Annotated in this window: 21 protein-coding genes and 1 pseudogene; 15 read left to right on the top strand and 7 right to left on the bottom strand. The window is 72.6% G+C overall.

Features of this window, described 5'->3' with window-relative positions; all coding sequences use genetic code 11:
- Positions 1-48 precede the first annotated feature (48 nt).
- From AC067U_RS35855 to AC067U_RS35830, 6 genes are all read left to right on the top strand, one after another.
- Complete coding sequence (locus AC067U_RS35855; RefSeq protein ID WP_478834040.1) at positions 49-1179, top strand: NADH:flavin oxidoreductase; 1131 nt, start codon at positions 49-51, stop codon at positions 1177-1179.
- A gap of 1052 nt (positions 1180-2231) precedes the next feature.
- Positions 2232-2996, top strand: coding sequence for a hypothetical protein (locus AC067U_RS35850; RefSeq protein WP_478834039.1), 765 nt, complete (start codon positions 2232-2234; stop codon positions 2994-2996).
- 126 nt (positions 2997-3122) lie between these two features.
- Positions 3123-3950 carry an alpha/beta fold hydrolase gene (locus AC067U_RS35845; RefSeq protein ID WP_478834038.1) on the top strand — a complete coding sequence of 276 codons (828 nt, stop codon included), beginning with the start codon at positions 3123-3125 and terminating at the stop codon, positions 3948-3950.
- Positions 3951-4141: 191 nt separating this feature from the next.
- A complete protein-coding gene (locus AC067U_RS35840; RefSeq protein ID WP_478834037.1) occupies positions 4142-4612 on the top strand; it encodes a flavodoxin family protein in 471 nt (156 codons plus the stop codon).
- Between the two features lie 272 nt (positions 4613-4884).
- Positions 4885-6615 (top strand): NlpC/P60 family protein, encoded by a 1731-nt coding sequence (locus AC067U_RS35835; protein ID WP_478834036.1) that lies wholly within the window; start codon positions 4885-4887, stop codon positions 6613-6615.
- Positions 6616-6939: 324 nt separating this feature from the next.
- Positions 6940-7584: a dihydrofolate reductase family protein gene (locus AC067U_RS35830; protein WP_478834035.1), complete on the top strand. Its 645-nt coding sequence runs from the start codon at positions 6940-6942 to the stop codon at positions 7582-7584.
- Positions 7585-7889: 305 nt separating this feature from the next.
- Here the strand turns inward: AC067U_RS35830 and AC067U_RS35825 are convergent, their stop codons facing one another.
- Both AC067U_RS35825 and AC067U_RS35820 read right to left on the bottom strand, forming a co-directional pair.
- Positions 7890-8126, bottom strand: coding sequence for an EF-hand domain-containing protein (locus tag AC067U_RS35825; protein WP_478834034.1), 237 nt, complete (start codon positions 8124-8126; stop codon positions 7890-7892).
- A 198-nt stretch (positions 8127-8324) separates the two neighbouring features.
- Positions 8325-8429, bottom strand: a pseudogene (locus AC067U_RS35820) (Lsr2 family DNA-binding protein); the annotation flags it as partial.
- An 858-nt stretch (positions 8430-9287) separates the two neighbouring features.
- Here AC067U_RS35820 and AC067U_RS35815 point away from each other — a divergent pair.
- Positions 9288-9494, top strand: a complete 207-nt coding sequence (locus AC067U_RS35815) for a hypothetical protein (protein WP_478834033.1) — start codon at positions 9288-9290, stop codon at positions 9492-9494.
- A gap of 151 nt (positions 9495-9645) precedes the next feature.
- Positions 9646-10287 (top strand): GNAT family N-acetyltransferase, encoded by a 642-nt coding sequence (locus AC067U_RS35810; RefSeq protein ID WP_478834032.1) that lies wholly within the window; start codon positions 9646-9648, stop codon positions 10285-10287.
- A gap of 183 nt (positions 10288-10470) precedes the next feature.
- Here AC067U_RS35810 and AC067U_RS35805 read toward each other — a convergent pair whose 3' ends face one another.
- Positions 10471-10701 (bottom strand): tautomerase family protein, encoded by a 231-nt coding sequence (locus AC067U_RS35805; RefSeq protein ID WP_478834085.1) that lies wholly within the window; start codon positions 10699-10701, stop codon positions 10471-10473.
- A 155-nt stretch (positions 10702-10856) separates the two neighbouring features.
- Between AC067U_RS35805 and AC067U_RS35800 the strand changes: the two genes are divergently transcribed.
- Positions 10857-11228, top strand: coding sequence for an MmyB family transcriptional regulator (locus AC067U_RS35800; protein ID WP_478834031.1), 372 nt, complete (start codon positions 10857-10859; stop codon positions 11226-11228).
- Here AC067U_RS35800 and AC067U_RS35795 read toward each other — a convergent pair.
- The gene (locus AC067U_RS35795; protein WP_478834030.1) at positions 11189-11596 is read right to left on the bottom strand and encodes a RidA family protein; all 408 of its coding nucleotides are present in this window, start codon (positions 11594-11596) and stop codon (positions 11189-11191) included. The two genes, AC067U_RS35800 and AC067U_RS35795, sit on opposite strands and share 40 nt — an antisense overlap.
- 139 nt (positions 11597-11735) lie before the next feature.
- On the opposite strand from AC067U_RS35795, the gene AC067U_RS35790 reads away from it, so the two are divergent.
- From AC067U_RS35790 to AC067U_RS35775, 4 genes are all read left to right on the top strand, one after another.
- Positions 11736-12116, top strand: coding sequence for a winged helix-turn-helix transcriptional regulator (locus AC067U_RS35790; protein ID WP_478834029.1), 381 nt, complete (start codon positions 11736-11738; stop codon positions 12114-12116).
- Positions 12117-12789: 673 nt separating this feature from the next.
- Positions 12790-14910, top strand: coding sequence for a serine/threonine-protein kinase (locus AC067U_RS35785; RefSeq protein WP_478834028.1), 2121 nt, complete (start codon positions 12790-12792; stop codon positions 14908-14910).
- 580 nt (positions 14911-15490) lie between these two features.
- Positions 15491-16069, top strand: a complete 579-nt coding sequence (locus tag AC067U_RS35780; RefSeq protein WP_478834027.1) for a PLAT/LH2 domain-containing protein — start codon at positions 15491-15493, stop codon at positions 16067-16069.
- Positions 16070-16358: 289 nt separating this feature from the next.
- Complete coding sequence (locus AC067U_RS35775) at positions 16359-17054, top strand: type 1 glutamine amidotransferase domain-containing protein (RefSeq protein ID WP_478834026.1); 696 nt, start codon at positions 16359-16361, stop codon at positions 17052-17054.
- Here AC067U_RS35775 and AC067U_RS35770 read toward each other — a convergent pair.
- Positions 16997-17533, bottom strand: coding sequence for a nuclear transport factor 2 family protein (locus tag AC067U_RS35770; protein WP_478834025.1), 537 nt, complete (start codon positions 17531-17533; stop codon positions 16997-16999). The two genes, AC067U_RS35775 and AC067U_RS35770, sit on opposite strands and share 58 nt — an antisense overlap.
- Positions 17530-18279, bottom strand: a complete 750-nt coding sequence (locus tag AC067U_RS35765) for an SDR family oxidoreductase (protein ID WP_478834024.1) — start codon at positions 18277-18279, stop codon at positions 17530-17532. The genes AC067U_RS35770 and AC067U_RS35765 overlap by 4 nt, the downstream gene beginning before the upstream one ends.
- A 210-nt stretch (positions 18280-18489) precedes the next feature.
- Between AC067U_RS35765 and AC067U_RS35760 the strand changes: the two genes are divergently transcribed.
- Complete coding sequence (locus AC067U_RS35760) at positions 18490-19350, top strand: helix-turn-helix transcriptional regulator (RefSeq protein ID WP_478834023.1); 861 nt, start codon at positions 18490-18492, stop codon at positions 19348-19350.
- Positions 19351-19417: 67 nt separating this feature from the next.
- Positions 19418-20041, top strand: a complete 624-nt coding sequence (locus AC067U_RS35755) for a hypothetical protein (protein WP_478834022.1) — start codon at positions 19418-19420, stop codon at positions 20039-20041.
- A gap of 17 nt (positions 20042-20058) precedes the next feature.
- On the opposite strand, the gene AC067U_RS35750 is transcribed toward AC067U_RS35755, so the two are convergent.
- Positions 20059-21723, bottom strand: coding sequence for a hypothetical protein (locus AC067U_RS35750; protein WP_478834021.1), 1665 nt, complete (start codon positions 21721-21723; stop codon positions 20059-20061).
- Positions 21724-22119 lie beyond the last annotated feature (396 nt).

Below are 22119 nucleotides of genomic sequence, written 5' to 3'. Positions count from 1 at the left end.
TCCTCGGTGTTACCCCGACGAGCCACAGCCTCAACCAGGAGGACCCCCATGACCGTCACCACGTCCACCGCCTCCCGCGCCGCCGAGATCCTGTCCCGGCCGGTCACCCTGAACGGCCTGACCGTCCCCAACCGCATCGCGATGGCGCCGATGACGCGGATGTTCTCCCCCGACGGCGTGCCCGGCGAGGACGTGCAGGCCTATTACGCCAGCCGGGCCGGTGCGGGTGTGGGCTTGATCGTCACCGAGGGCACCTACGTCGGTCACGAGTCCGCCGGGCAGAGCGACCGGGTGCCGCGGTTCCACGGCGAGGAGCAGCTGGCGGGGTGGGCGAAGGTCGCCGCGGCCGTGCACGAGGCGGGCGGCACGATCGTGCCCCAGCTGTGGCACATAGGCATGGTGCGCAAGCAGGGCGAGGCGCCGTACGCCGATGCCCCCGCCGTCGGCCCCTCCGGCATCCGCGTCGACGGCACCGAGGGGACCGGCAAGGCGATGACCCGCGCCGACCTCGACGACGTCATCGGCGCGTTCGCCGACGCCGCCGCGGAGGCCGAGCGGATCGGCTTCGACGGCGTCGAACTGCACGGCGCCCACGGCTACCTGCTCGACCAGTTCCTGTGGGAGCGGACCAACCGCCGCACCGACGCGTACGGCGGCGACGCGGTGGCCCGTACCAAGTTCGCCGCGGAGATCGTGGCGGCGGTCCGCGAGCGCGTCCCGGCCGACTTCCCGGTGATCTTCCGCTATTCGCAGTGGAAGCAGGAGGCCTACGACGCGCGGCTCGCCCAGACCCCCGAGGAGCTGGAGGCGGTCCTGGCCCCGCTGGCGGCGGCGGGCGTCGACGCGTTCCACGCCTCCACCCGGCGCTACTGGATCCCGGAGTTCGAGGGCTCGGACCTGAACCTGGCCGGCTGGACCAAGAAGCTCACCGGCCGGCCGACCATCACCGTCGGCTCGGTCGGCCTCGACGGCGACTTCATCCGCGCCTTCGCCGGCGAGGGTGCGGCCCTCGGCGACATCGACAACCTCCTGGACCGCATGGAGCGTGACGAGTTCGACATGGTCGCCGTCGGCCGGGCGCTGCTCCAGGACCCGCAGTGGGCGGCGAAGGTCCTCGGCAACCGCTTCGACGAGCTGAAGCCGTACGACGCGGCGGCGCTCAAGTCGCTCAGCCGGTAGCCGGTAGTCCGCAGCCGGGGGCCGGCTTTCGGCTGACCGGTTGCCGACAGCTGTCCGGCCGGGCGGTCCAAGGGCGCCCCGTGACGTCGGTCCGTCGACGCCACGGGGCGCCCGTGCTCTCTGCCGGCCGGCCGACCTCACGATCCCGGCGCCGACCGGCGTAACGGCCTGACCGCGTCAGGGGGCGTCTCAGTCGCCGTCGCGGATCGCCGCGAGGCACTGGTCCCGTCCTTCCCGGTCGCCCGCCGGTACGGGCGCGCCGGGCCGACGGGCTCGGAAGGGGCGCCCAGCCCGCGCCGACGCGCCCTTCGGTAGCGGCGACGACACACCCGTCCTGGCGCCGTCGCCAGTCCGGTACCGCTACTCGGCGATCAGTCGCACCGGTCGCAGAGGTGACCGTGCCTCAGGGGTGGCCGCGACCTGACCGGTTGCGGCGCGGGCGACCACCGGCCGCTGCGTGCCCGGCGCGGCGGTGGACCGTACGGCGACTGCCAGGCCGGCCGCCCGCCGCGGCTCGGCACGCCCCCGTCGCGGGGGCGTACGACCGGGGGCCGGAGCGGTGCGGCTGCCGCAGCGCGGCCGGTGTCGTACAGGAGGTTCGGGAGCGCGGGCCGCACGGCGCACCAGGAGATGCACCTGGGGCAGCGGCAGAGGACGATCGGCAGGCAGGTGGGCATGACCACCCGGATCTTGGTCACAGAGTTACACCGGTTCCAGTGAGAGGACCGCAGCGGAATGGAGCACGGCGCACCGGGTGCGACGCGCGACGGATCAGCGCTCGAGGGGGCTCACTGGGTGTACAACGGCTCGTCCTTCACGGGGTGACTGCGGGCGGGAGCACGCTAACGGCACACGGGAGCACGGCTCCACCGGTTTTCGGTCGGCGGCGACCACGCGGTGATCAACTCGCGGGCTCGTCCTGTCTCCGGACACTCGCGAGCTCTGCCGGAGCCGAGATGAGGTCCTGCTGATGGCGGCCGGGACCCCGGCACGGTAGATTGGCGATCTTCGGCGGCGCGAGCTTCCGGAGTCCCCCAAGGTGATCACCCGGAATGAACCTCGATCAGCCCCGCTCCCGACGCCGCCTGGACGCCGCTCTGGACGGCCTGGCCGTCACCTTCCGCGGGATGACCGCTCACCCCGACGAGTCCAACTGCGAATGCCACTGGGGCAGCGCGGAGGACCTCGCGCAGCTCAAGGTGGCGGACGCGGAGCTCGACCTTGATCTCCTGCAGCGCACATGGCAGGCCATCGACTGGAGCGATCACGCATCCGTGCTCCGCCGGATCCTCCCCCAGTTCGCCTCGGCCCTCGTCAGTGGCCTCATCGAGCCCTTCCTGGGTATGGCGCGGGTCGGTCGTTCGTTCGCTCTCGGTCACTGGCAGCGGTGGCCCACCGAGCAGGCCGCCGCAGTCGAGGAATTCCTGAATGCCTGGTGGGAGTACACGCTCACCGATCCTGATCCCGCCGTGCCTGTGTATGACCTCCTCGTCCTGAGCGCCGAGGCCACGGGCTCGCTGAGCCCGTGGCTCGACACCTGGGAAGCGCTGAGGGACCCTGTGGCCGATCGGCACCTGGCCGAAGCAGCAGCGCACTGGGAGTACGACCTGCTCGGTGACCAGCTTCCCTGGGACCCTTGGGAGTCGGAGAGCGAGGAAGAGATGCGCAACGAGCTGACGGCCTGGCTCCTGCGTCACGCGCCTGTCCGGCTTCGTGCCCATGGCGCATCCGAGGATCTGCTCGACCGGATACGACTGCTGGGCGTCACCGGAGCCGACCGCTGGGAGGACCCGAGCTGGCCCGGTCACCGCTACTGATCCGGCGGACCGCACGGTGCTCCTCGTCCTCCTGCCCGGGCATCGTCGGCGGGCGGGCGGCGGCTGCCGGGCTTAGCCTCGATCGCACGACGTTGGTACCGGGAGCGGCGCGCGCAGGTGAGGACCATGGAGATCCATCCGGCCGAGCAGGAACGCTTCCGGCACCGGGGGGCAGAGATCGCCTACGAGGTGGCAGGCCGCGGTCCGCTGGCCGTGTACGCGCACGGCGGGCTGGTCAGCCGCTCCGTCGAGGACCGCATGGGCCTGTTCCACTGGACGCCCCTCCTGGAGAGCGGACGATGCCTCGTGCGCTACGACGCACGGGCTCACGGCGGCTCCACCGGCGGACCGGTCGACGCCGACTACACCTACGCCTCGCTCGCCGACGACCTCCTGGCCCTGCTCGACCACCTCCGTGCCACCGGCCCCGTCGACGCCACCGGCCCCGTCGACGCCATCGGGGCGTCGATGGGCTGCGGTACCGTGCTGCACGCCGCGGTACGCGCCCCCGCACGGTTCGCCCGGCTCGTCCTCCTCATCCCGCCGACGGACTGGGCGTCCCGTCCTGCCTACGCCGAGGCCAACCGGGCGTCCGCCGACACCATCGAACGGGAGGGGGTGGCGGCATGGCTCGCCGTCAGAAGGGACCGGCCCCGCCCCGCGGTCGTGGCCGACGTACCCGAACTGCCGCCCACACCGCCGCCCGGTCTCCTGCCGTCCGTGCTCCGCGGCCTCGCGAAGTCGGACCTGCCCGCGCCCGTCGAGATCGCCTCGCTCCGCTGCCCGGTCCTGATCCTGGCCTGGGCAGGAGACCCGGGCCACCCCGTCTCGACCGCGAAGACCCTGGCCGACTGGCTACCGAACGCCGAGCTTCAGATCTCCCGCACGCGCACGGACCTCGGCACGTGGGGCGGGCGCGTGGCACGCTTCCTGGCCCGGCCCGCGTCGCCGTAGTTCCCGCCGCCGAGCGCGTCGGTGGCTCGGGCCGGAGGAAACCGGCCTCACACGATGCGGTGCGCGTCGCGCCCTGCCCGGTCCTCCCTGCCCGGTCCTCCCTGCCCGTTCCGGCGTCACCACCGGCGAGGTGTCACATCCGGAGGCGCGGCCCGGTCCTCTCTACGGAAGCGAGAGAAAGGACCGTCAGGATGAACGCCATCATCGTCTGCGTCTCCGTGTCGCACGGGAACACCCGTCGCGTCGCCGACACCATCGCGGGGGTACTGGACGCGAAAGTCGTCACTCCCGAGGAGGCCGACCCGGTGGAAGTGGCCGCCGCCGAGCTCGTGGGGTTCGGCTCGGGCGTCTTCCTCGGCAGGCTCCACCCCAGCCTCACCGACTTCGTCACCACGCTCGCCCCCGGGCAGGGCCGGGCTTTCGTGTTCGCGACCAGCGGTCTTCCCGAGCTGCCGCCGGCACCTTTCACCCGCCCACTGAGCCGGCTCCTCCACGCCAAGGGCTTCCAGGTGTGCGGCAGCTTCTCGTGCCGGGCGTTCGACACGTGGACGCCCTTCAAGCTGGTCGGCGGCATCCGCAAACGGCGGCCTCACGCCGGGGACCTGGCCGCCGCCCGGGCCTACGCCGAAGGATTGCGCCGGGGGGAGGGGCCCCCGGCCTGACCACGCCGGGCCGGTCGGCGGGCCGGTCGCCGGGTCTCGCACCCGGCCGACCGGCCGCATGTTCGTGCCCGTCCGGGTCGACCGGCTGCGCCGCGGCCCCGGTACGCGCAGGCCTGCATGGTGCGGCGGCCAAGGTGGTTGCCGCCGAGGCGGCCTTTCCCTGCAACGCCCGCAGCTCGAACGGGCAGTCCGGGCGGCCGAGGTGCGCAGGGAGGGCAACGCCACTCAGGGGTGGTCGCGGCCGGCCTGATCGCCGTGTGGATGATGTACGCATGACGCACACCTCTCGGCGCGTTCTGCTGTCGGCGATCGCCGCCTCCGCCACCGTCCCCCTCTCCGCTCTCGCCGCCGCGCCCGCTGCCCGAGCTGCCGAGGCCGGCCCTGCGAACGCTCTCCCGGCCGGGCTCGCCGGGCCCGCGTCGTCCGTGACCGTGGCGCCCCTGGACGCCTCCTGGTTCACACATGTCGCGCTGGCGTCCACGCTCACCGCCACCGTCCTGGCGGGGACACCGGCCCGTACCGAGATCACCTCCGGAGGCCGCCGGGTCGCCCTGCTCACCCACGGCGCCCGCACCGTCCTCGTGCCCGGCCCGCGGCGCACGTTCACCGAGAACAAGCAGCCGTTCACCGAGGATTTCGACCGTACCCTGCCCGATCCCGCCCTGGACCCGGCGAAGCGTCCCTACTGGGGCAACTCCCCGGGCGGCGGCACGTGGGAGACCGAGGGGCCCGCCAAGAGCGACTTCTCGGTGACGCCGGGCCGCGGTCTCATCGCACTCACCACCGACGGTGCGAGCCGCTACGCCACCGTGAAGGACGACGAAGTCACGGACGTCGATGTCGAGGCGGTCGCAAGCTTCGACAAGGTGCCGACGGGTGATGCCTGTTCGTACGCCCTGGTCTTCGGCTACGCCTCGCCGGACAGCCACCACCGGGCCCGGCTCTCCTTCCTCACCACGGGGGCCGTCGAACTGCGGGTCGAGAAGGTGAGCGGTGGCACTGCCACCCCGCTCGTGCCGGCCCTCACCCTCGCCACGGGTGTGCCCGCCGGAACGGCGTGGGGCATACGGGTCCTGCGGGAAGGGTCCCGCATCCGGGTCAAGGCGTGGCGCGCGTCGGCGGGACAGCCCGGCCCGTGGACCGTCGACGTCACCGACGGCACCGTGGCCAAGGGCCGCGTCGGCCTGCGGGCACTCGCCAACCAGGGCTGCTCGAACCTGCCCGTCACGCTGTGCGCGACCGGCTTCCGGGTCACCGATGCCGTGTGGGCGGCCCCGCCGAGCGTCACCCACGGCGACTGGGTACGGGTTCTGCCCGAGCCGTTCGACGGCACGTGGACCCCGGCCCTGGAGCAGACCGTACGCGGGTGGATCGGCTCCCCCGCACCGGACGTTCTCGCGTACGCGGCCATGTTCCTGCCCGGTGCGCAGACGGTGATCAGCGGTGGCGGGCCGGCCGCCGGCAGGAAGGTCCTCGGCAAGGCGACGTACAGTCCCCCCGACCTCCGCGGCGACCGCGCGGTCGGCGCCGACTTCCACGAGTTCATGGGGGTGACCTGGACGTTCCCGAACGGCAAGGTCAAGGTGGCGGACGAGGCCTTCGTGGGCTCGCTCGACTGCTCCGGTTACACGCGCATGGTGTACGGCTACCACCTGGGCGTCCCGGTTGCCGACGTGGACGACGCCTCGCCCGCCCGGCTGCCGCGTACGTCGGCGCAGATGGCCGATCGCGCCCCCGGCGTCCGCCTCGCCCGCACCACCGGTGCCACAGCCGGTGTCCTCGCCCTGCTCCAGCCCGGTGATCTGCTGTTCTGGGACGCCGACGAGGACGGGAAGGTGGACCACGTGGGCATCCACCTGGGCACCGACGCTCTGGGCAAGGCCCGCTTCCTCTCCAGCCGCAAGACGGTCAACGGGCCCACGATGGCCGATGTCGCCGGCGCCTCACTCCTCGACGGGGGCGGCACCTACGACAGGACGCTGCACACCGTGCACCGGCTCTGAGGGTCGGGGCGCTGTTCCCCTGTCAGCCGGCCGGATGTGCCTGGGCACACGGTCCAAGATCTCAGTGCGGGACAGCTGATCACTGCTCCGGGAGTGTCCTCGCCGGGTGCCGAAGGGCGCACGCCAAGTGCTCCCCGCCGAACCGGCCGGCCACCCGGGCGGCCCTGATCCGGAGCCCTTCGCGAGAAGGCCTCCTCGGATCGGAGCACCGGGCAAGACCCCGGTGAATGGCGGGACACGGACACGGACACCGACACGGCCACGGCGATGGGTTTTTCGGCTCTGGAGGTCTCACCATGGCTGTTGTCGACACAGGAGGAACAGGTGGCCCCACTACTGCGAGTCCAGAACTTCTGCATCTCGAGTGATGGAATCGGTGCCGGAGCGGACCAGAGCTTCGAACGCCCCTTCGGGCACGTCGATCCCGGCAGGCTGTTCGCCTGGGCGGGCGCCACGGCGAGCTGGCCCATGCGCACCGATCCCGGCGGCACCAGGGGCCTCGACGACTACTTCACACGCGACTACGCACGCAACATCGGCGCGGAGATCATGGGCCGGAACAAGTTCGGGCCCCAGCGCGGACCCTGGAAGGATCACGAGTGGCGCGGCTGGTGGGGTGACGAGCCCCCGTTCCGCACCCCGGTGTTCGTCATGACCCACCACGAACGGCCTTCGTTCACGCTGTCCGACACGACGTTCCACTTCGTCGACGGCGACCCCGCATCGGTCCTCGCCCTGGCGCTGGAAGCGGCGCAAGGCAAGGACGTCCGACTCGGGGGCGGGGTCACCACCATCCGGGAGTTCCTTGACGCCGACCTCGTCGACACCATGCACGTGGCGGTCTCGCCGGTGGAACTCGGATCGGGACTGCGCCTCTGGGATTCCCCCGACGAACTGCTGGACCGCTTTCACCTGGACGTCGTTCCCAGCTCGAGCGGCGTGACACACCACCTGTTCTGGCGGAAGTGACACGGGACCACCGGGTGTGGTCAGGGTCCTGTAAGGAATGACAGCCGCGGAGATCAACCCGGCACGCCGCGCGCCATTGGAGAGTTTCCGGCAGGCTCTGGCCCGACGGGTCCGAGCCGCTCGTGCCGGTCCCTGACCCCGGAGCCGATGGCCCTCCTTTTCTCTGTCGCGCCGCCGACGAACAAAGGACGGGGGCCGGCATCGGAACGCCTCGCGGGGACGCCCGGGCCCGGGCGAGGCGTTCGACGGACCACCCGGCGCTCGGGCGCGGCGCGGTTCGTGCGGTGCGGCTGGAGGCGTGGCGGTCACGAGCGCTGCAGTCCGGCCACACAGTCCTCGAACTCGGGGAGGGACAGCAGGCCGTCACCGTCCACGTCTGCCCTGAGGAACAGCCGCTCCACCTCCTCGGGGCTCCTGCCGTGCCACGTCAGCCGCGCGAGGGCCCGGCCGAACTCGTGGACGTCGAGCATCCAGTCGTCGTCGGTATCGAACGCGCCGAACACCGTCCGCCGCTCCGTACGGTCGTTCGCATTGACTTCCATGCCAGGGTCTCCTTCCTCCGCACTGCAGACGCGGCTGCCCCGCCTCCGGCGGGCGAAACTCCGGCGGCACACGCGAGCGGGACGGATCTCAGACGTTCCCTGGCAGAAGTGCTCCCTCCTGCCACAGCAGGTGACGGTGCGTCGGCCCGGTCGCAGGCGACGGCCGGCTCCTTCGCACGCTGCCGATGACAGGTGGGCTCAGTCGGTCGACCGTGCGGCTTCCCAGGCCTCGCGGATGCCCGCGGGGATCCGGCCCCGCTCATTGACCCTGTAGCCGTTCGCCCGGGCCCAGGCCCGGATCGAATCGGCCTCAGGCCCCTGCCCGCCTCGGATCCGCGGACCGAACTCCGGCGCCGAGGAGATTCCTTCCAGCGCGTTCGCGGCCACGTGGAAGAACGCGACCAGTGACGGGTACAGGCCTGTCGAGGGGAACTCCCCTTCGGTCCACGTGCCGATCATGCCGGTGCGGGTGTCGAGGAAACGCCCGTAGAAGCCGTCGCTCTCGGCGACGATCGGCACCCACCAACGGCGCCAGAGGACACGTTCCTCGTCCTCGGGCGGAGAGGACTCCTCGAAGGACAGCCGGGCCGTGTGGACCCGCTCGATGTCCGCGAGCCCCAGCAACAGGCCTCCACCCGGCATGATCCCGTCGCATCCGAACGCCACCAGAGTGTTCCGACCGGTGGCCGCCCGATCCCTGCCGAGGCGGCTCGCTCCCAGCCACGCCCGCAGGTCCGGCGGGAAGGCCACGCCCATGCGGCGCTCGGCCCCGGAGATGGCCGCCGGGTCCGCCGGGCCGTCGAGCGCGGCGAAGGTCTCGGGCGCGTGCCGCTCCGTCCAGCGGACGATCCGCTCCCACTCCCGAAGGACATCCCCGGGCTCAGGCCCGATGTCCCGACCGCCCTCGATCGCCTCGCCGTTCCAGCCCATGCCCACACCCTAATCCCCGTGCAAGGGCGGTCCAGGCGAGCAGGAGAGACCTTGGGGCGTTCGAACAGCAGAGCCGGCGATACGACGAGGAAGTCGCCTTTCCGGCCCCGCCCGACGAGATCCGCACGGCAGCGGCACAAGCGGGCGCATCTACTGGCCCGGCGACCGCACCCAGGGAGCGAAGCGTTGGCCAGGTGCCGCGTCCTCGCGCCAGTACCTCAGAACTGTCTCATGGACGATCTCGAGTTCCTCGGCGGCTATGAGGCACGAGACGGGCTCTTGCCCGCCGGCGTCGGCCTCGACGGCGACCACGACGGGCGGTCCTCCACCAAGGCGACGAGTGACCTTCAGAATCTCGTCGGGCGACGGGGCACGGAACACCGGATCGTGGAAGCTCGCCGGGCAGCTGACGAAGACCGGATCGTCGAAACGTCCTGATCGCCGAGTGTCCCGGTCGCTCGGCCTGAGGGAACCGCTGCGGGTAGGGGCGGAGTTGAACGCTCGGCGCGGCGATGTCGGACCCGGATGATGTAATGACCTTTGCAGCAAAGTGCTCATTACATGCAGCGCATTACACGTAGGGGGAATCATGTCCGAGGACCGACTCGCCGACTGGGTGAAGCAGTGGATCGACGGGTGGACCGTCTCGCGCGGCGCGGCCGACCCGGTCGAGGAACCGTGGGGGTGGACCATTGCCGTGGGGCTGCCGAAGGAGGTCGCCCGGCACGTGGTGCCCGTGCCCGCGGAGGCCGACGTCCGCGAACTGGCCGCCACCGCCCCGCCGGCCACCTGGCTCAAGCTCTTCGCCACGGACGAAGCGGTGCGGCCCTGGGTGGGGGACGAGTGGGAGGCGGACGTCGCCGGCTACCTGATGACCCTGCCGCTCGGCCCGGCGCCGGCCGGCCCGCCGCCGGCCGGGTACACCGTGACGTCCTGGAGCCGGGGCGGGGTGATCAAGGCCCTGGTCCGCGCCGGGGACGGGCGGCTGGCCGCGAGGGGCCAGATGGGCCTGGCCGGCCGCACCGCGGTCGCGGACCAGATCGAGACCGCCCCGGACCAGCGGCGCCGGGGCCTGGGCGCCCTGGTGATGCGCACACTGCAGAACTCCGCGTGGGAGGCGGGAGCGCGGGACGGGGTACTGGTGGGCACCCCCGACGGCAGGGCCCTGTACGAGGCTCTGGGCTGGACCCTCCGCTCCCCCATGTCCAGCCTGACCCGCCGGGCGGACTGACGGCAAGCGGGAAGGGGCGGCCGGCACGCCAACGGCCAGAAGGTCCCGGGCACCCTCACGGTGGTTCCGTTCGATCGGTTGCCCGAGGACGGTGGACCGCCGGCCGTGGCCGGGTCGGCGCCGCAGCACCGGCCGTTCCGGCCGGCCGGCGGCCATGCCCGAGCCCGGGAGAGGCACTTCCCTTCAGTGGTCCGGGTGGCCGTCGACGGGTGTGCCCTGGAGGGTGGCCAGGGTGAGTACCTCGCCGCCGATGCCCCATCCGCCGTCGGGGACCTCTTCAACGAGCACCATCGTCGTGGCGCGGGCGCGTTCGCCGTAGACGTCCACGTAGAGCTGTGTGGCTGCTGTGACGATCTGCTCCATCTGTTCGGCGGTGAGGGTCCCGGCGGGGACCTTGAAGTTCGCGAACGGAATGGCGGTGTGTCCTTCCGAGGTTGAGAAGCCTTGACCGTGATGGTGGTGGTGCGGGCATCACTTTGGGCGGCTGCCCGGCCTGCGGCCAGGGCTGGGGCGACCCGGGGGTTGGCACCCCCTGGATGACGCCCTCGCGCCGGGGCAGGATGGGCCACGTGGATCTGCCCGAACTCGCCGTGTTCCTCAAGTCCCGCCGCGGCCGCGTCCGCCCCCTGAGCACCACTCCGGCCATGGTGATCACCTCGCTGCACGAGACGCTCGCGCAGAACGAGATGGCGACCGCGCTCGTCGGCCCTCCCCCACACGGCCGCGGTGCCGCGGCCGGATTCGTCAACCGCTGGTTCACCGCACCCCCCGGCTCTCCCGGAGCCGCCCAGCTGGAACTCCTCGCCGTCATCGGCGCCCAGGACATGACCTCCTCCGCGACGAGCGGGTGGTTATCCGCTCCGGCCGAGGCGGCCGGTCGGCAGGTCGGCGGCGCTGTCGTTCAGTCGAGCACGGCGGTGGCCTCGATCTCGACGAGGTGATCGGGTACGTCGAGCGCCGCCACGCCCAGCAGTGTGGCCGGGGGTACCGGTGTGACCCCCAGCTGCTCGGCCGCCCGGGCGATCCCGTCCAGGAGCAGCGGCATCTTCTCGGGGGTCCAGTCGACGACGTACACCGTCAGCTTGGCCACGTCCTCGAAGGAGGCGCCGACCCCGGACAGTGCGGTGGCGACGTTCAGGTAACACTGCTCGACCTGGGCGGCGAGGTCGCCTGCACCGACCGTGACGCCGTCGGCATCCCAGGCGACCTGCCCGGCGACGCATACGAGCCTGGACCCCGTCGCTACGGAGACCTGTCGGTAGGGGGCCACGCGAGGCAGACCGGTGGGATTCGTCAGGGTGATGGCCATGGGGATGGTCTCCTCTCGGGGAAAGCCCGTGGGTCCGGTGACGGCCAGGGGCTCCGGTGGTCTCTTGTGGTTACTCAGGCACCGTAGGAGAGTGGTCACTGACGTGGAAGAACGCACTTTTCGGTGACTGGGGAACCAGATGGTGACCAAGCAGTTCAGGGGCTTGCCCGAGGACACGGATCTGACGCGGGCGGACTCGTTCGCGCGGGAGATCTTCTCTGACATCGCGAACAAGTGGGCACTTCTGATCATCGAATGCCTCGGTGATCAGACCCTGCGGTTCAGCGAGTTGCGGGACGGGATCGAAGGGATCAGCCACAAGATGCTCACCCAGAACCTGCGCATGCTGGAACGCAACGGCCTGGTCGAACGGACGGTCCACCCCACCGTGCCGCCTCGGGTCGAGTACACCCTGACCGAACCGGGCCGGGCCCTGCGGGTGACGATCGCCGGAATGTGCGACTGGACCCACCGCTACCTCGCCCACATCGAGGCTGCCCGCCGCACCTTCGACACCTGACGGAAAACGTCGACGCAGCGTGCGGCCCGTCGCCACGGGGATGTCGTGCCCTACGGTGTCACCGTGACGTCGTCGAACACTTCTTCGTCGGTCGTTCTGGTGGGGCGGCGCGGACGCACGGCCCGCATCGCCGACGGGGCGCTGGTGCTGCGCTCCCGGCGCGAGACCGGCACATACCCCTGGCCGCGATCGAGCGCGTGGACCTTCCGGCCGCCGCCGAACGGGAGCTTGTGGTGGTGCTCAGCCGGCCGGCCGAGGACACTTGGAACTCCTAACGAAATGATCTCCAAGGTGGTTGGATCACTCCGGGGCTGATGATCCGGGGTGCGGGGCGGTTCGGCCGAAGCCGTGGGAAGGCGACGTGGGTCCTCCGCGCGCGGGGCCTCACCGTCGAGGCCGAGGACGCGTCGTCTCGGCTCTCGGTATCGGCCTCTTCGCATGCGTGGCAGCGGTGGCCGGAGGTGCCGTCGGCATCTGGATGGCGCGCTCGGTGGGCCGAGCTGATCGCCCGGGTGTTCTGAACCGCGTGGCGGGTGCGGGCCGCCTCGCCTTTGTGCGGGACGTGCTGCTGTGGATCCGGTACGAGGTCGCGGAGTAGGGGAGAACGGGAAGGAGCAGGAAGGAAGCAGAGGAGCAGACCGGAGCTGCGGGCTTGACGGGGTGGGGGCTGGGGATGGAAGAACTCGGGCCGGAGGACCCGCCGGTCATCGGCGGATATGCGCTGGAGGCCGTACTGGGCCAGGGCGGCATGGGCCGCGTCTACCTGGGCAGCACGCCCGGCGGTCGGCGGGTGGCGGTGAAGGTGGCCTGGCCCGGGCTAGCCCGGGAGGCCACGTTCCGTGCGCTGTTCCGGGCCGAGGCCGAGGCCGCCCGCCGCCTCGGCGGATTCTTCGCGGCGGCCTTCGTGGACGCCTCCCTGGAGGACGATCCGCCCTGGTTGGTCACCGCGTACGTGCCGGGCCCGAACCTGGACGCGCTGCTGCGCGAGGACGGGCCGATGGGTGAGGACGGGCTGCGCCGGCTCGGCGCCGGGATCGCGGAGTCGCTGATGGCCGTCCACCGCAGGGGGATGGTGCACCGTGACCTCAAGCCGTCGAACATCGTGATGGGCCCGACCGGGCCGGTGATCATCGATTTCGGCATCGTGGACGTCGGCGGCGGCGCAGGCTCCGGGGACGGGCACGGGGACGGGGACGGGGACGGGGACGGCGGGGCCCTCCGCATCGGTACGCCGGGCTTCATGTCTCCGGAACGACTTCGGGGTCATGAAGTCGGCCCCGGCTGCGACGTCTTCGCCCTGGGTGCCGTACTGGTGCACGCCGCCGGGGGACGGGCGTTCGGCGGGCCGGACGGAGGCGAGATCACCGAACGCGTACTCGCAGATCTGCCGGACGTCTCCGCCGTCCCGCCGAAGCTGCGGCAGCTGGTCTCCGCCTGTCTGGCAGCGGAGCCGGGACAGCGCCCCACTCCGGCGGACCTGGTCGCGGCGTGGGCCTCGGGGCAGCCCCGGCCGGGGCCGGCCGGCTCCGGCGCCCCACCACCCGCAGCCGCACCACCTATGTCCCCGGACGGACGGGGCGGTGGCCCCGCCCCTGGTCCGGGGGGTCGTGGGCGGCCGCGGCCCGATCCCGAGGCCGTGACCCAGTCCGCGCCCGCTCCTTCGTCCCGGCCCGCGCCGCGCCCCTCGTCCCGGCCTTCGCGGGGGCCCGCGCACGCGAGCAAGGTGAGGATCACCGCTCCGACGGGCGCGCACCTCACGTTCCGCATCGGTCGGGCCGCCCGGGTTCGTGCGGCGGTGTTCGCGACCATGGTGCTGGCCGTCCCTCTTGCGGTACTCATCACCTTGGCCGACCTGTTCCCCACGGGCCTGATCTGCCTCCCGTTCGTCCTGTTGGCGGCCTTCGCCGCCCACCACCGGCCGGTCGAGACGAGGATCGACCGGTCCGGGATCCGCGAGCGGGCGGGCGTAGTGGTCCCGTTCACGTACCAGAGGACCTGGCGGCAGATCCGCACGCTCGAGCTCGACCCCCGGGGGCGCGGCAAACTCCGGATCACCCTGGACCCGATCCGCGTGGTGACGCCGGTCGAGAAGATCGACCTGGGGATGCACATCCCGGTCCACCATTTCGTCCTGCCCGCCGACTTCGAGGTCTCCGCCTCCGGGAACATGCCCGACATCACCAGCCCGCCGAGGCACCTGCTCGCGGCCGCCGTGGCCGCGTTCGCGCCCGATCTGCCCGTCCGGCCCCTGAAGCCGGACGCGGGAGGCCTCAGCCTGTACGTGCTGTTCGAGCGGCGCCGATCGGCGGCCACGGCGTTCACCGCCCTTGCGGGAGCCGGACACCTCACGGGCGTGTCGTTCGCGTCCCCGCCGGAGGGCGCGCTCTGGGCGATCGCCGCGGCATGGGCGACGCTCATCTGGGCGGTGCCCGCACGCCCTTGGCGGGTGAGCGTGTCCAGCCGCGGTATCCGCGTGCAGGGCCGGCGCCGGAGCACGCGCCGGGTGGCCGCACTGCTCCGGTGGGCCGACATCCGTCAGGCCCGGGTGGTGTGGATCGGCCGCGGGTACGAGCTGTACCTCGTGCTGCGACCGGGCGTTGCGGCACCGGCGGGGCTGCGTGCGACGGCCCGTCCGGACGGCCTCCGCGTCCGTGTGCCGCTCTCCGCCCGCGTCCAGGGCGACCGCGACCGCGAGCTCATCGCCCGCTACGCGCCCGGGCTGGTACGGCTGCGTCCGTCGTATGCGGCGTCCGGGGATCCGCACGGCCCGTCCCCGGTCTCGCCGGCCAACTGAACCGGCGGGGACGTACCCGGCCGGTGGGCCCCTTCATCAGCCGTTGCCGCCGGTGGGGTCCGCGGATCAGCGGATCGTCGCGCTGCCCGCCCCGGTTCTGCGGAGTGGTGTCCGCATGCTGGTTGTCAAGATCGTTCGTGACGGGATGGGGACTATCGTGCACGGCGTCCGGCGGGCGCGGAGCCCGCACACATACGAGCCGGGAGGCGGCGGCGGTGAGCTGGGGGCAGGCGGGCCACAGGGGCGCGGGGCCGGGGTGGGACGAGGACGCGACCGAGTTGCTGCCGCGCGCCGGCGGTTCGGGCCCCGGCGGATCCGAGGGACCCGATGGGCGCGACGGGCTCGATCAGCGGAGAACCTCGTACGGGCCGCATCCGGCGGGGTCCGGTGCGGAGCCGTTGGCCTCCACCCGGCCGCTGCCCCGGATCGAGGCCGCGCTACGCACCGCCGGTGACGTCCGCAGGCCGGGCCCGGCATCGGCGGTCGGCGACCCACGCGGACCGCATGCCCGGCGCGGCCCGCGCACCCGCCGCGCCGCCCCCGGCCGTGTCCGGGCGAGGCGGGGCGGGAGTCCCGCCGGGTGCCGGCCGGTGCCTGGGCGGGTGCCCTGCTGGTCGGTCTGGCCGGCGCCGGGGTCGCGATCGGCGCGGCCACCGGCGACACCACCGCCGCCGCGCCCGCCCGTACCACCGAACCGGCGCCTGCACCTCCCGCCACCCCCGCGGTCACACCGACGGCCGTACATGGACCGATCTCCTACCAGGTGACCCTGACCACCGCGCCCGTCACCGGGGCGGGGACCGACAGCGACGTACAGGTGCGCGTGACCGACACCGGCGGCCGCACCACCCCCTGGACGGTCCTCGACACCTACGGCAGTGACGACTTCGAGGCCGGGCAGACCACCACCTATCCCCTCGCCGCCCCGGCGGGTTTCGGCAAGCCCGCCTCCCTGGAACTGTGGAAGAGCGGCGCCGACGCCTGGGCGGTACGCACCGATGTCCGCCTCACCGGCCCCGAGGGCTACACCGCCGCATGGCGGACCGGCAACGCCCCCGACTGGATATGGATCGCGGGCACCGACGAGGAGACCGGCGTGTCCCAGGAGCCCGGCTACCGCGCCTACAGCCCCAACTGGCCCCTTGCGCAGAGCGGCTGATCGCGTCCGGGCAAGGACGGACGGGCCGGCGAGGAGAGGCGCGGCGTGGGCTCGCGTTCGGCGTCCCGCTGACGACGGCACTGGGCCGACTGGCTTACGCCGGACTCGGTGGTGCTGCGAGGGGTTCTGCCGTCGGTCCATGATGTGAGTGCGCAGGTGGTCCTCGCCATGGGACGAACCGGGCGCGGGGTGCGTTCCGCGACTGACTTCCGGTGGCGAGGGCGCACCGCAGGCCGAGTCCAGTCCCCCGCGGTCCTATGCGGCCCGCCTTCGGAGGAGAGCCCTCAGCATGTCGAACATTCTCTTCGTCGTCACCGGCGCCACCCACTGGACCCTCGCGGACGGTACCCGGCATCCCACCGGCTTCTGGGCCGAGGAAGTGGTGGCCCCGTACGCTGCGTTCACGACGGCCGGTCACCGGATCACCGTCGCGACCCCGGGCGGTGTCGTCCCGACCGTGGACAAGGCCAGCCTGGCTCCCGAGTTCAACGGGGGTCGGGAAGGCGCCGAGAAGGTGGCCTCCGCTCTTGAGGCCATCGGCGAGCTGCGGCACCCGATCGCTCTCGAGGACGTGGACCTGGACGACTACGACGCCGTCTTCTATCCGGGAGGCCATGGCCCGATGGAGGACCTGGCCGTCCACGCCGCCTCCGGCAGGGTCCTCAGCGAAACGCTCTCCTCACACAAGCCGCTCGGCGTGGTCTGCCACGGCCCGGCCGCGCTGCTGGCCGCCACCGGGGCCGACGGCGGCAATGCCTTCGCCGGCTACCGGGTCACCGGCTTCAGCAACACCGAGGAGACTCAGGCCGGCCTGGCGGCCAAGGCCAAGTGGCTGCTCCAGGACCGCCTGGTCGAGGCGGGCGTGGACTACCGGGAGGGCGAACCGTGGGGCCCGCACGTGGTCGTCGACCGCAACCTGGTCACCGGTCAGAACCCGGCCTCCGCCGGACCCGCCGCAGCCGAGATGCTCAAGAAGCTGCCCTGACGGGGGCTCCGGCCGGCGGGACTGCCGAGGGCGTCCCCGCCCGAGGTCCAGGCGACGTCGAGCCGTTGGCGGACCAGTAGCCAGCTGTCCGGGCCCCGGCGGAACTCCCATGCGTACGGGCCGCCCATGGAGGACGGCGAGGACTCCCCGCCGGGGGCGGTGACGGCGACGAACCACATGTAGCCGATGCCGCTCGCCCGGTCGCCGTCCACCTCGACGTGCAGGTTGAGGATGTGGTGCTGCATGCTCGGGAGGGCCGACTCGGCCTCCTCCACCGTCGCGCGGATCGCCTCCCGCCCGCGGGTCGTGCCCCACGGCCCGAACTCCAGCACCGCGTCCTCGGCCCAACAGGCGGACCAGGTCTGCCAGTCCTTCCGGTCCAGTGCCCGCCACCCGCGGATCAGCAGACCGCGCAACGCTTCCTTGTCCTCCAGCTCCCGCAGTCGCCGATCGAGGTCGCGCGCTTCGGGGGCGGTCACCGGGCGCTCGCTGCGGGGCGCACGACGATCTCGTTCACGTCCACCTCCGCGGGCTGGTTGATCGCGTAGGCGATGGCCTCCGCGACCGCCGAGGCGGGCAGCGCGACGGCGCGGTAGGCCTTCATCGCTTCCCTGGCCGCCGGGTCGGTGATGGTGTCGGCGAGCTCGGACTCGGTGACACCCGGGGACACCAGGGTGACCCGAATGCCGCCGGCGGATTCCTGGCGCAGGCCTTCGGAGATCGCGCGGACGGCGAACTTGGTGGCGCAGTAGACCGCGGCGGTGGGTGACACCTCGTAGGCGCCCACGGAGGCGATGTTCACGATGTGCCCGCCGCCCTGGGTGCGCATCGGGGGAAGGGCGGCGGCGATGCCGTGCAGGACACCCCGGATGTTCACGTCGATCATGCGGTCCCAGTCGTCGGTCCTCAGGGCGTCGAGCGGGGACAGCGGCATCAGGCCCGCGTTGTTCACCAGTACGTCGAGCCGGCCGTAGGCACCGAGTGCCGCGTCGACGAAGGCGCGGGTGTCCGCCGCGTCCGTGACGTCCAGCCTCCGGAAGGCGGCCTCGCCACCCGCCTCGCGGATCTCCGCCGTGATCCGTTCGAGCCGGTCGGTCCGCCGAGCACCGAGCAGGACGCGGTGCCCGTCCGCAGCCAGGCGACGTGCGGTGGCCTCGCCGATGCCGCTGCTGGCACCGGTGACGGCCACGGCCGCGGCCCTGCGGGTGGCGGTGGTGTCTGTCATGCCTGTTCCTCCCGGGGAAGTCCCTTACCGCGCACCGGAGTCGAGGGGGGCGAAGGGCTCATGGCCCCCAGCCCCGAAGCCCCTGGAGCCCGGAGCCGTACGGTTTCGTGCTCCGGAGTCTGGTGCGGTGGCCGGGGGCGGGCCAGGACGGTCCGTGCCTGGGTACGGCGCACCCAGGTTCGCGGCCCGGCCCGGATCTAGCCTGGGGAGATGAGCAGCAATGACCTCGGTGACTTCCTCCGGGCCCGCCGCGCCCAACTGACGCCGGACGACGTGGGGCTGGCCTCCTACGGGCGCCGCCGGGTGGCGGGGCTGCGACGGGAGGAGGTCGCGGTCCTGGCCGGGATGAACGGCGACTACTACGCCCGTCTGGAACAGGGCCGCGAGCGCGGCCCCTCGCCGCAGATCCTCGACGCGATCGGGGTGGCCCTGCGCCTGGACCCCGAAGGGCTCGCCCATCTGTACCGGCTGGCGGGCAGCGGGCCGGAGCGCGACCGGGCGCGGCCGAGGGAGACGGTCGCACCGATGTTGCGCCGGCTGCTGGACGGGTACGCGCACACGCCCGCGTTCGTCCTCAACCCGGCGCTGGACCTGCTGGCCGCCAACGGTCTGGCCGAGGCGCTCTTCTCGCCGTTCGGGGCGGCGGACAACCTCGCCCGCATGACCTTCCTCGATCCGGCGGGCCGCGGCTTCCACGCGCAGTGGCACCGGGCGGCCGGGGCGGTCGTCGCCGCGCTGCGGCGCGCGGCCGGTCTCGAACCGCACTACCCGCGCCTGCGCGAGGTGGTGGACGGCCTGATCGGGGCGAGCGAGGAGTTCGGCGCGCTCTGGTCCGCGCACACCGTCCGCGGCAAGTCCCACGAGGTCAAGGAGCTCGTCCACCCCGATGTCGGAGCCCTGTCGCTCGCCTACGAGTCCTTCGACGTACGCGGTGCACCGGGGCAACAGCTCGTGATCTACCACGCGGAACCGGGGAGCCCCAGCGACCGGGGCCTCGTCCTCCTCGGCAGCCTGCACGCCACGCGCGCCGGACCTGGACGTGGACGTGGACCTGGACCTGGACCTGGATGACAGTGCCGGCGGCGTGGAGACGACTCGCTGTCGGCATGCACCGGGGCGACACGGGTAGGCGCGGGCCGTGCGGCTCGAACGGTTGACCTTCGACGGTTGGATCGCCGCCGTCGGGACGGGCTCCGGCACCCGTGTGGTGCTGGGCCACTGGCTGAACACGCCCTTCGGGCCGTTCAGCGACGTCATGGTGGAGCGTGCCGACGGGCGTCGCATCCTGCTGGCGCCCACCGCGCCCATCGCGGAGTGCGTCGCGGGCATCTACCACTTCGACGAGGTCCGTGAGGAACCGGTGCGGGTCCGGAGCCAGGGCGCAGCCTGGGAGGTCGAGGCGGAGAGTCTGCGCCTCGGCTTCACCGTCGGCGGGCGGCGGGCACTGGGACTGGCGCTCCAGGCCGTCCCCCGGGCTTTCGCCCGGCGGCCGGCCTGGGCCACCCTGGCCTACGTGCCCGCGCGGCTGTTGCCCGGTGTGCGGACCCGGGGCAGCTCGCGCCCCGGGTACCGGCAGTGGTACGCGGCCCGCGACCTGAGACCGATCAGTTCCGCCGCCGCCTCCTTCGAGGGCGGGGATCTCGGTGCGATGGCTCCGCTCGTCCCTCCGGTACGGTTCGGCTTCGGATCGGCGCCCGCCACGCCGTCACTGGTGCGGGTCGTCTCCACCGTCGAGCGCCCGGCGACCGCGGCGCGGGCCTGACGAGGAGGCACCCGCCGTCAGTCGCAGGCGGCCAGCGCCAGGGCCTCGATGGCCAGGCCGTGGCCGGTGGTGCCCAGGTGGATCTCCTGCCCGCGGGTCCTGGGCTGCCAGCCGAGGCCCTGTACGTGCGCCCGGCCGGTGAGGGTACCCCGGTCGGTCCGCACCTCCAGGGCCTCCAGGCGCAGGGCCCGGCCGGTGGTGCCGACCTCCGCCGTGCCGCCGTCGGGGATCCTGACCCACGGCTGCCAGCCGATGTTCTGCACGTGGGCGCGGGCCCACAGGCCGCCGGTCCCGGTGGCCGAGAGGCGCAGTGCTTCCACCGGCCTTCCCTGGCCCGCGGTCCCGACGCCCGCGCCGTCCGCTCCGGTGCCGGTCTGCCAGCCGACGTCCCGCAGGTGTGCCTGGTAGCGGAGGGTGCGCCCGGGCTGCGTCGGGGTGGCCTCGGGGTCCCCGCAGGCGTTCTGCCGGTCGACGTCGTTGAGGGCGATCACGGCCCGTTGGAGGGCTCCTGCGGGAACGCCCGCGCCGTTCTGGTTGACGTCGTCCGTCATCACCACGTTGAACTGGTCCACCGCCGGGTGCAGCTGCCACGGGCCGGTCAGCAGAGCGAGGAACCGCGCGTTGAAGCCGTGGGCGAGGTTGAGCATGTAGGCGTCGGCCACATCGCGGGGTACGAGCCCGATCGCCGCGCCCCACTGCGCCAGCACGGCTCCGGGGACGGTGATGTCGGGGGTGACGAGGCCGCTGAGCGAGAACAGCCCTGCCGGGCGCGCCGCCTGGGGCCAGTTGAGGGCGAGGTCGTCGAGGGTGAGGGCCGAGGCGTAGGTGCGCTCCGCCGCGCCGGTGCTGTCGAAGAGCGCGCCCAGGTAGTCGTACCAGGACAGCGAGGCGTAGGCGTAGCTGCCGCGGTCGGCGGAGTCGGAGGCCGGCCAGAGCAGGCCCCGCTGGTCCTCGCGTCCCTCGCCCATGACGATGACGTGGCGCCCGGCGTCGACGAACGCCCCGAAGGGGCTCTGCGGGTCGTACGCGGACCGCGGGGCGATCCGGTCCCGGCCGACCGCGTCCATCAGGAGGTCCGCCGCGGCACCCCGGGCGGCGGGCAGCTCCGCGGCCGGCGCCGTGGCCGAGACGCGCAGCACCACGAGTTCGGCGGGATGACGGCGGATCCAGTCGGCCACTCCGGCCACTTCGCCCGTGCGGCCGTCGGCGTCGAAGAACTGCCGGCCCAGGGGCGAGCCGTGATACGTGTACCAGCGGCCGTCCTGCTTGCACAGCCGCAGGTCCAGCACGCGGGAGCCGCCGTCGAGCTGGTCGGTCAGGCTTCCGCTCTGGGTGCGTGCCATGCTCGCTGCCACGGCCGGGTAGGCCCGGGCGACGTCGTAGGCGTCCCCGGAGGTGCACAGGCCGCTGCCGGGGCGGATGCTCCAGCTGCCGGCGTCGTGGCTGCCGGGCATGGCGATGGCGTTGAGCGGGCGGTCGTGCAGCTGAGCGCCCCGCTGCCCCATCCAGTTCGCCAGGTCGACCGGCGCCGTCCCGGTGGCGGGAAGGGCGGGGCGGGCCGGGGAGGCCGGCTCGGGCAGTGGGGCGGCCGTGCCGGTGCCGGCACCGATGAGCACGGCCAGGGCCGCGCCCAGACAGGCGGTGAACAGGGGCCGTGGTCTTGGCAGGAATGCGGATCTCATGGCGCTCCAGGCGGACGGGGGCCGGTGTGGGGACGGACCGCAACACTGCCGCATTGGCATGCACGCGCCAAGTCACCGATTCGGCCGTGTTCCCGCCGCCGGAGTGAGGCGGACCGCCGGGGGTGCCGCGGCTGTCGAGGCGCGCCGACTGGGCGGATGGTGATCAATCATGGCCAGTTTTGGGATCGAATTTGCGCCATACGCGATCAGAAGGATCGTTTCATCCTGTACAACTACTCTGCTTGAAGCCCGTGGGCCGCAGCTCGGGGGTTGTGGATCGGCCAGGTTGGGCAGGTTTGGAGCGCTCGATGGCGGGAATCGTTCGACTTCCGTCCCCTTGGCAAGTGGATCGTCGGGCTCCGGCACCGAGCCGGTCGGCCGACACGACTCTCGGAA

Source organism: Streptomyces sp. NPDC043853 (assembly GCF_056436025.1).
The sequence above is the reverse complement of the archived record's forward strand: the minus strand, read 5'-3'. Positions and strand labels throughout refer to the sequence as shown.

Excerpts from the sequence above, each read along its gene's own strand:
- AC067U_RS35855 (WP_478834040.1), top strand. The coding sequence starts at position 49 with ATGACCGTCACCACGTCCACCGCCTCCCGCGCCGCCGAGATCCTGTCC.
- AC067U_RS35850 (WP_478834039.1), top strand. The coding sequence starts at position 2,232 with ATGAACCTCGATCAGCCCCGCTCCCGACGCCGCCTGGACGCCGCTCTG.
- AC067U_RS35845 (WP_478834038.1), top strand. The coding sequence starts at position 3,123 with ATGGAGATCCATCCGGCCGAGCAGGAACGCTTCCGGCACCGGGGGGCA.
- AC067U_RS35840 (WP_478834037.1), top strand. The coding sequence starts at position 4,142 with ATGAACGCCATCATCGTCTGCGTCTCCGTGTCGCACGGGAACACCCGT.
- AC067U_RS35835 (WP_478834036.1), top strand. The coding sequence starts at position 4,885 with ATGACGCACACCTCTCGGCGCGTTCTGCTGTCGGCGATCGCCGCCTCC.
- AC067U_RS35825 (WP_478834034.1), bottom strand. The coding sequence starts at position 8,126 with ATGGAAGTCAATGCGAACGACCGTACGGAGCGGCGGACGGTGTTCGGC.
- AC067U_RS35815 (WP_478834033.1), top strand. The coding sequence starts at position 9,288 with ATGGACGATCTCGAGTTCCTCGGCGGCTATGAGGCACGAGACGGGCTC.
- AC067U_RS35810 (WP_478834032.1), top strand. The coding sequence starts at position 9,646 with ATGTCCGAGGACCGACTCGCCGACTGGGTGAAGCAGTGGATCGACGGG.
- AC067U_RS35795 (WP_478834030.1), bottom strand. The coding sequence starts at position 11,596 with ATGGCCATCACCCTGACGAATCCCACCGGTCTGCCTCGCGTGGCCCCC.
- AC067U_RS35790 (WP_478834029.1), top strand. The coding sequence starts at position 11,736 with ATGGTGACCAAGCAGTTCAGGGGCTTGCCCGAGGACACGGATCTGACG.
- AC067U_RS35785 (WP_478834028.1), top strand. The coding sequence starts at position 12,790 with ATGGAAGAACTCGGGCCGGAGGACCCGCCGGTCATCGGCGGATATGCG.
- AC067U_RS35775 (WP_478834026.1), top strand. The coding sequence starts at position 16,359 with ATGTCGAACATTCTCTTCGTCGTCACCGGCGCCACCCACTGGACCCTC.
- AC067U_RS35765 (WP_478834024.1), bottom strand. The coding sequence starts at position 18,279 with ATGACAGACACCACCGCCACCCGCAGGGCCGCGGCCGTGGCCGTCACC.
- AC067U_RS35760 (WP_478834023.1), top strand. The coding sequence starts at position 18,490 with ATGAGCAGCAATGACCTCGGTGACTTCCTCCGGGCCCGCCGCGCCCAA.
- AC067U_RS35750 (WP_478834021.1), bottom strand. The coding sequence starts at position 21,723 with ATGAGATCCGCATTCCTGCCAAGACCACGGCCCCTGTTCACCGCCTGT.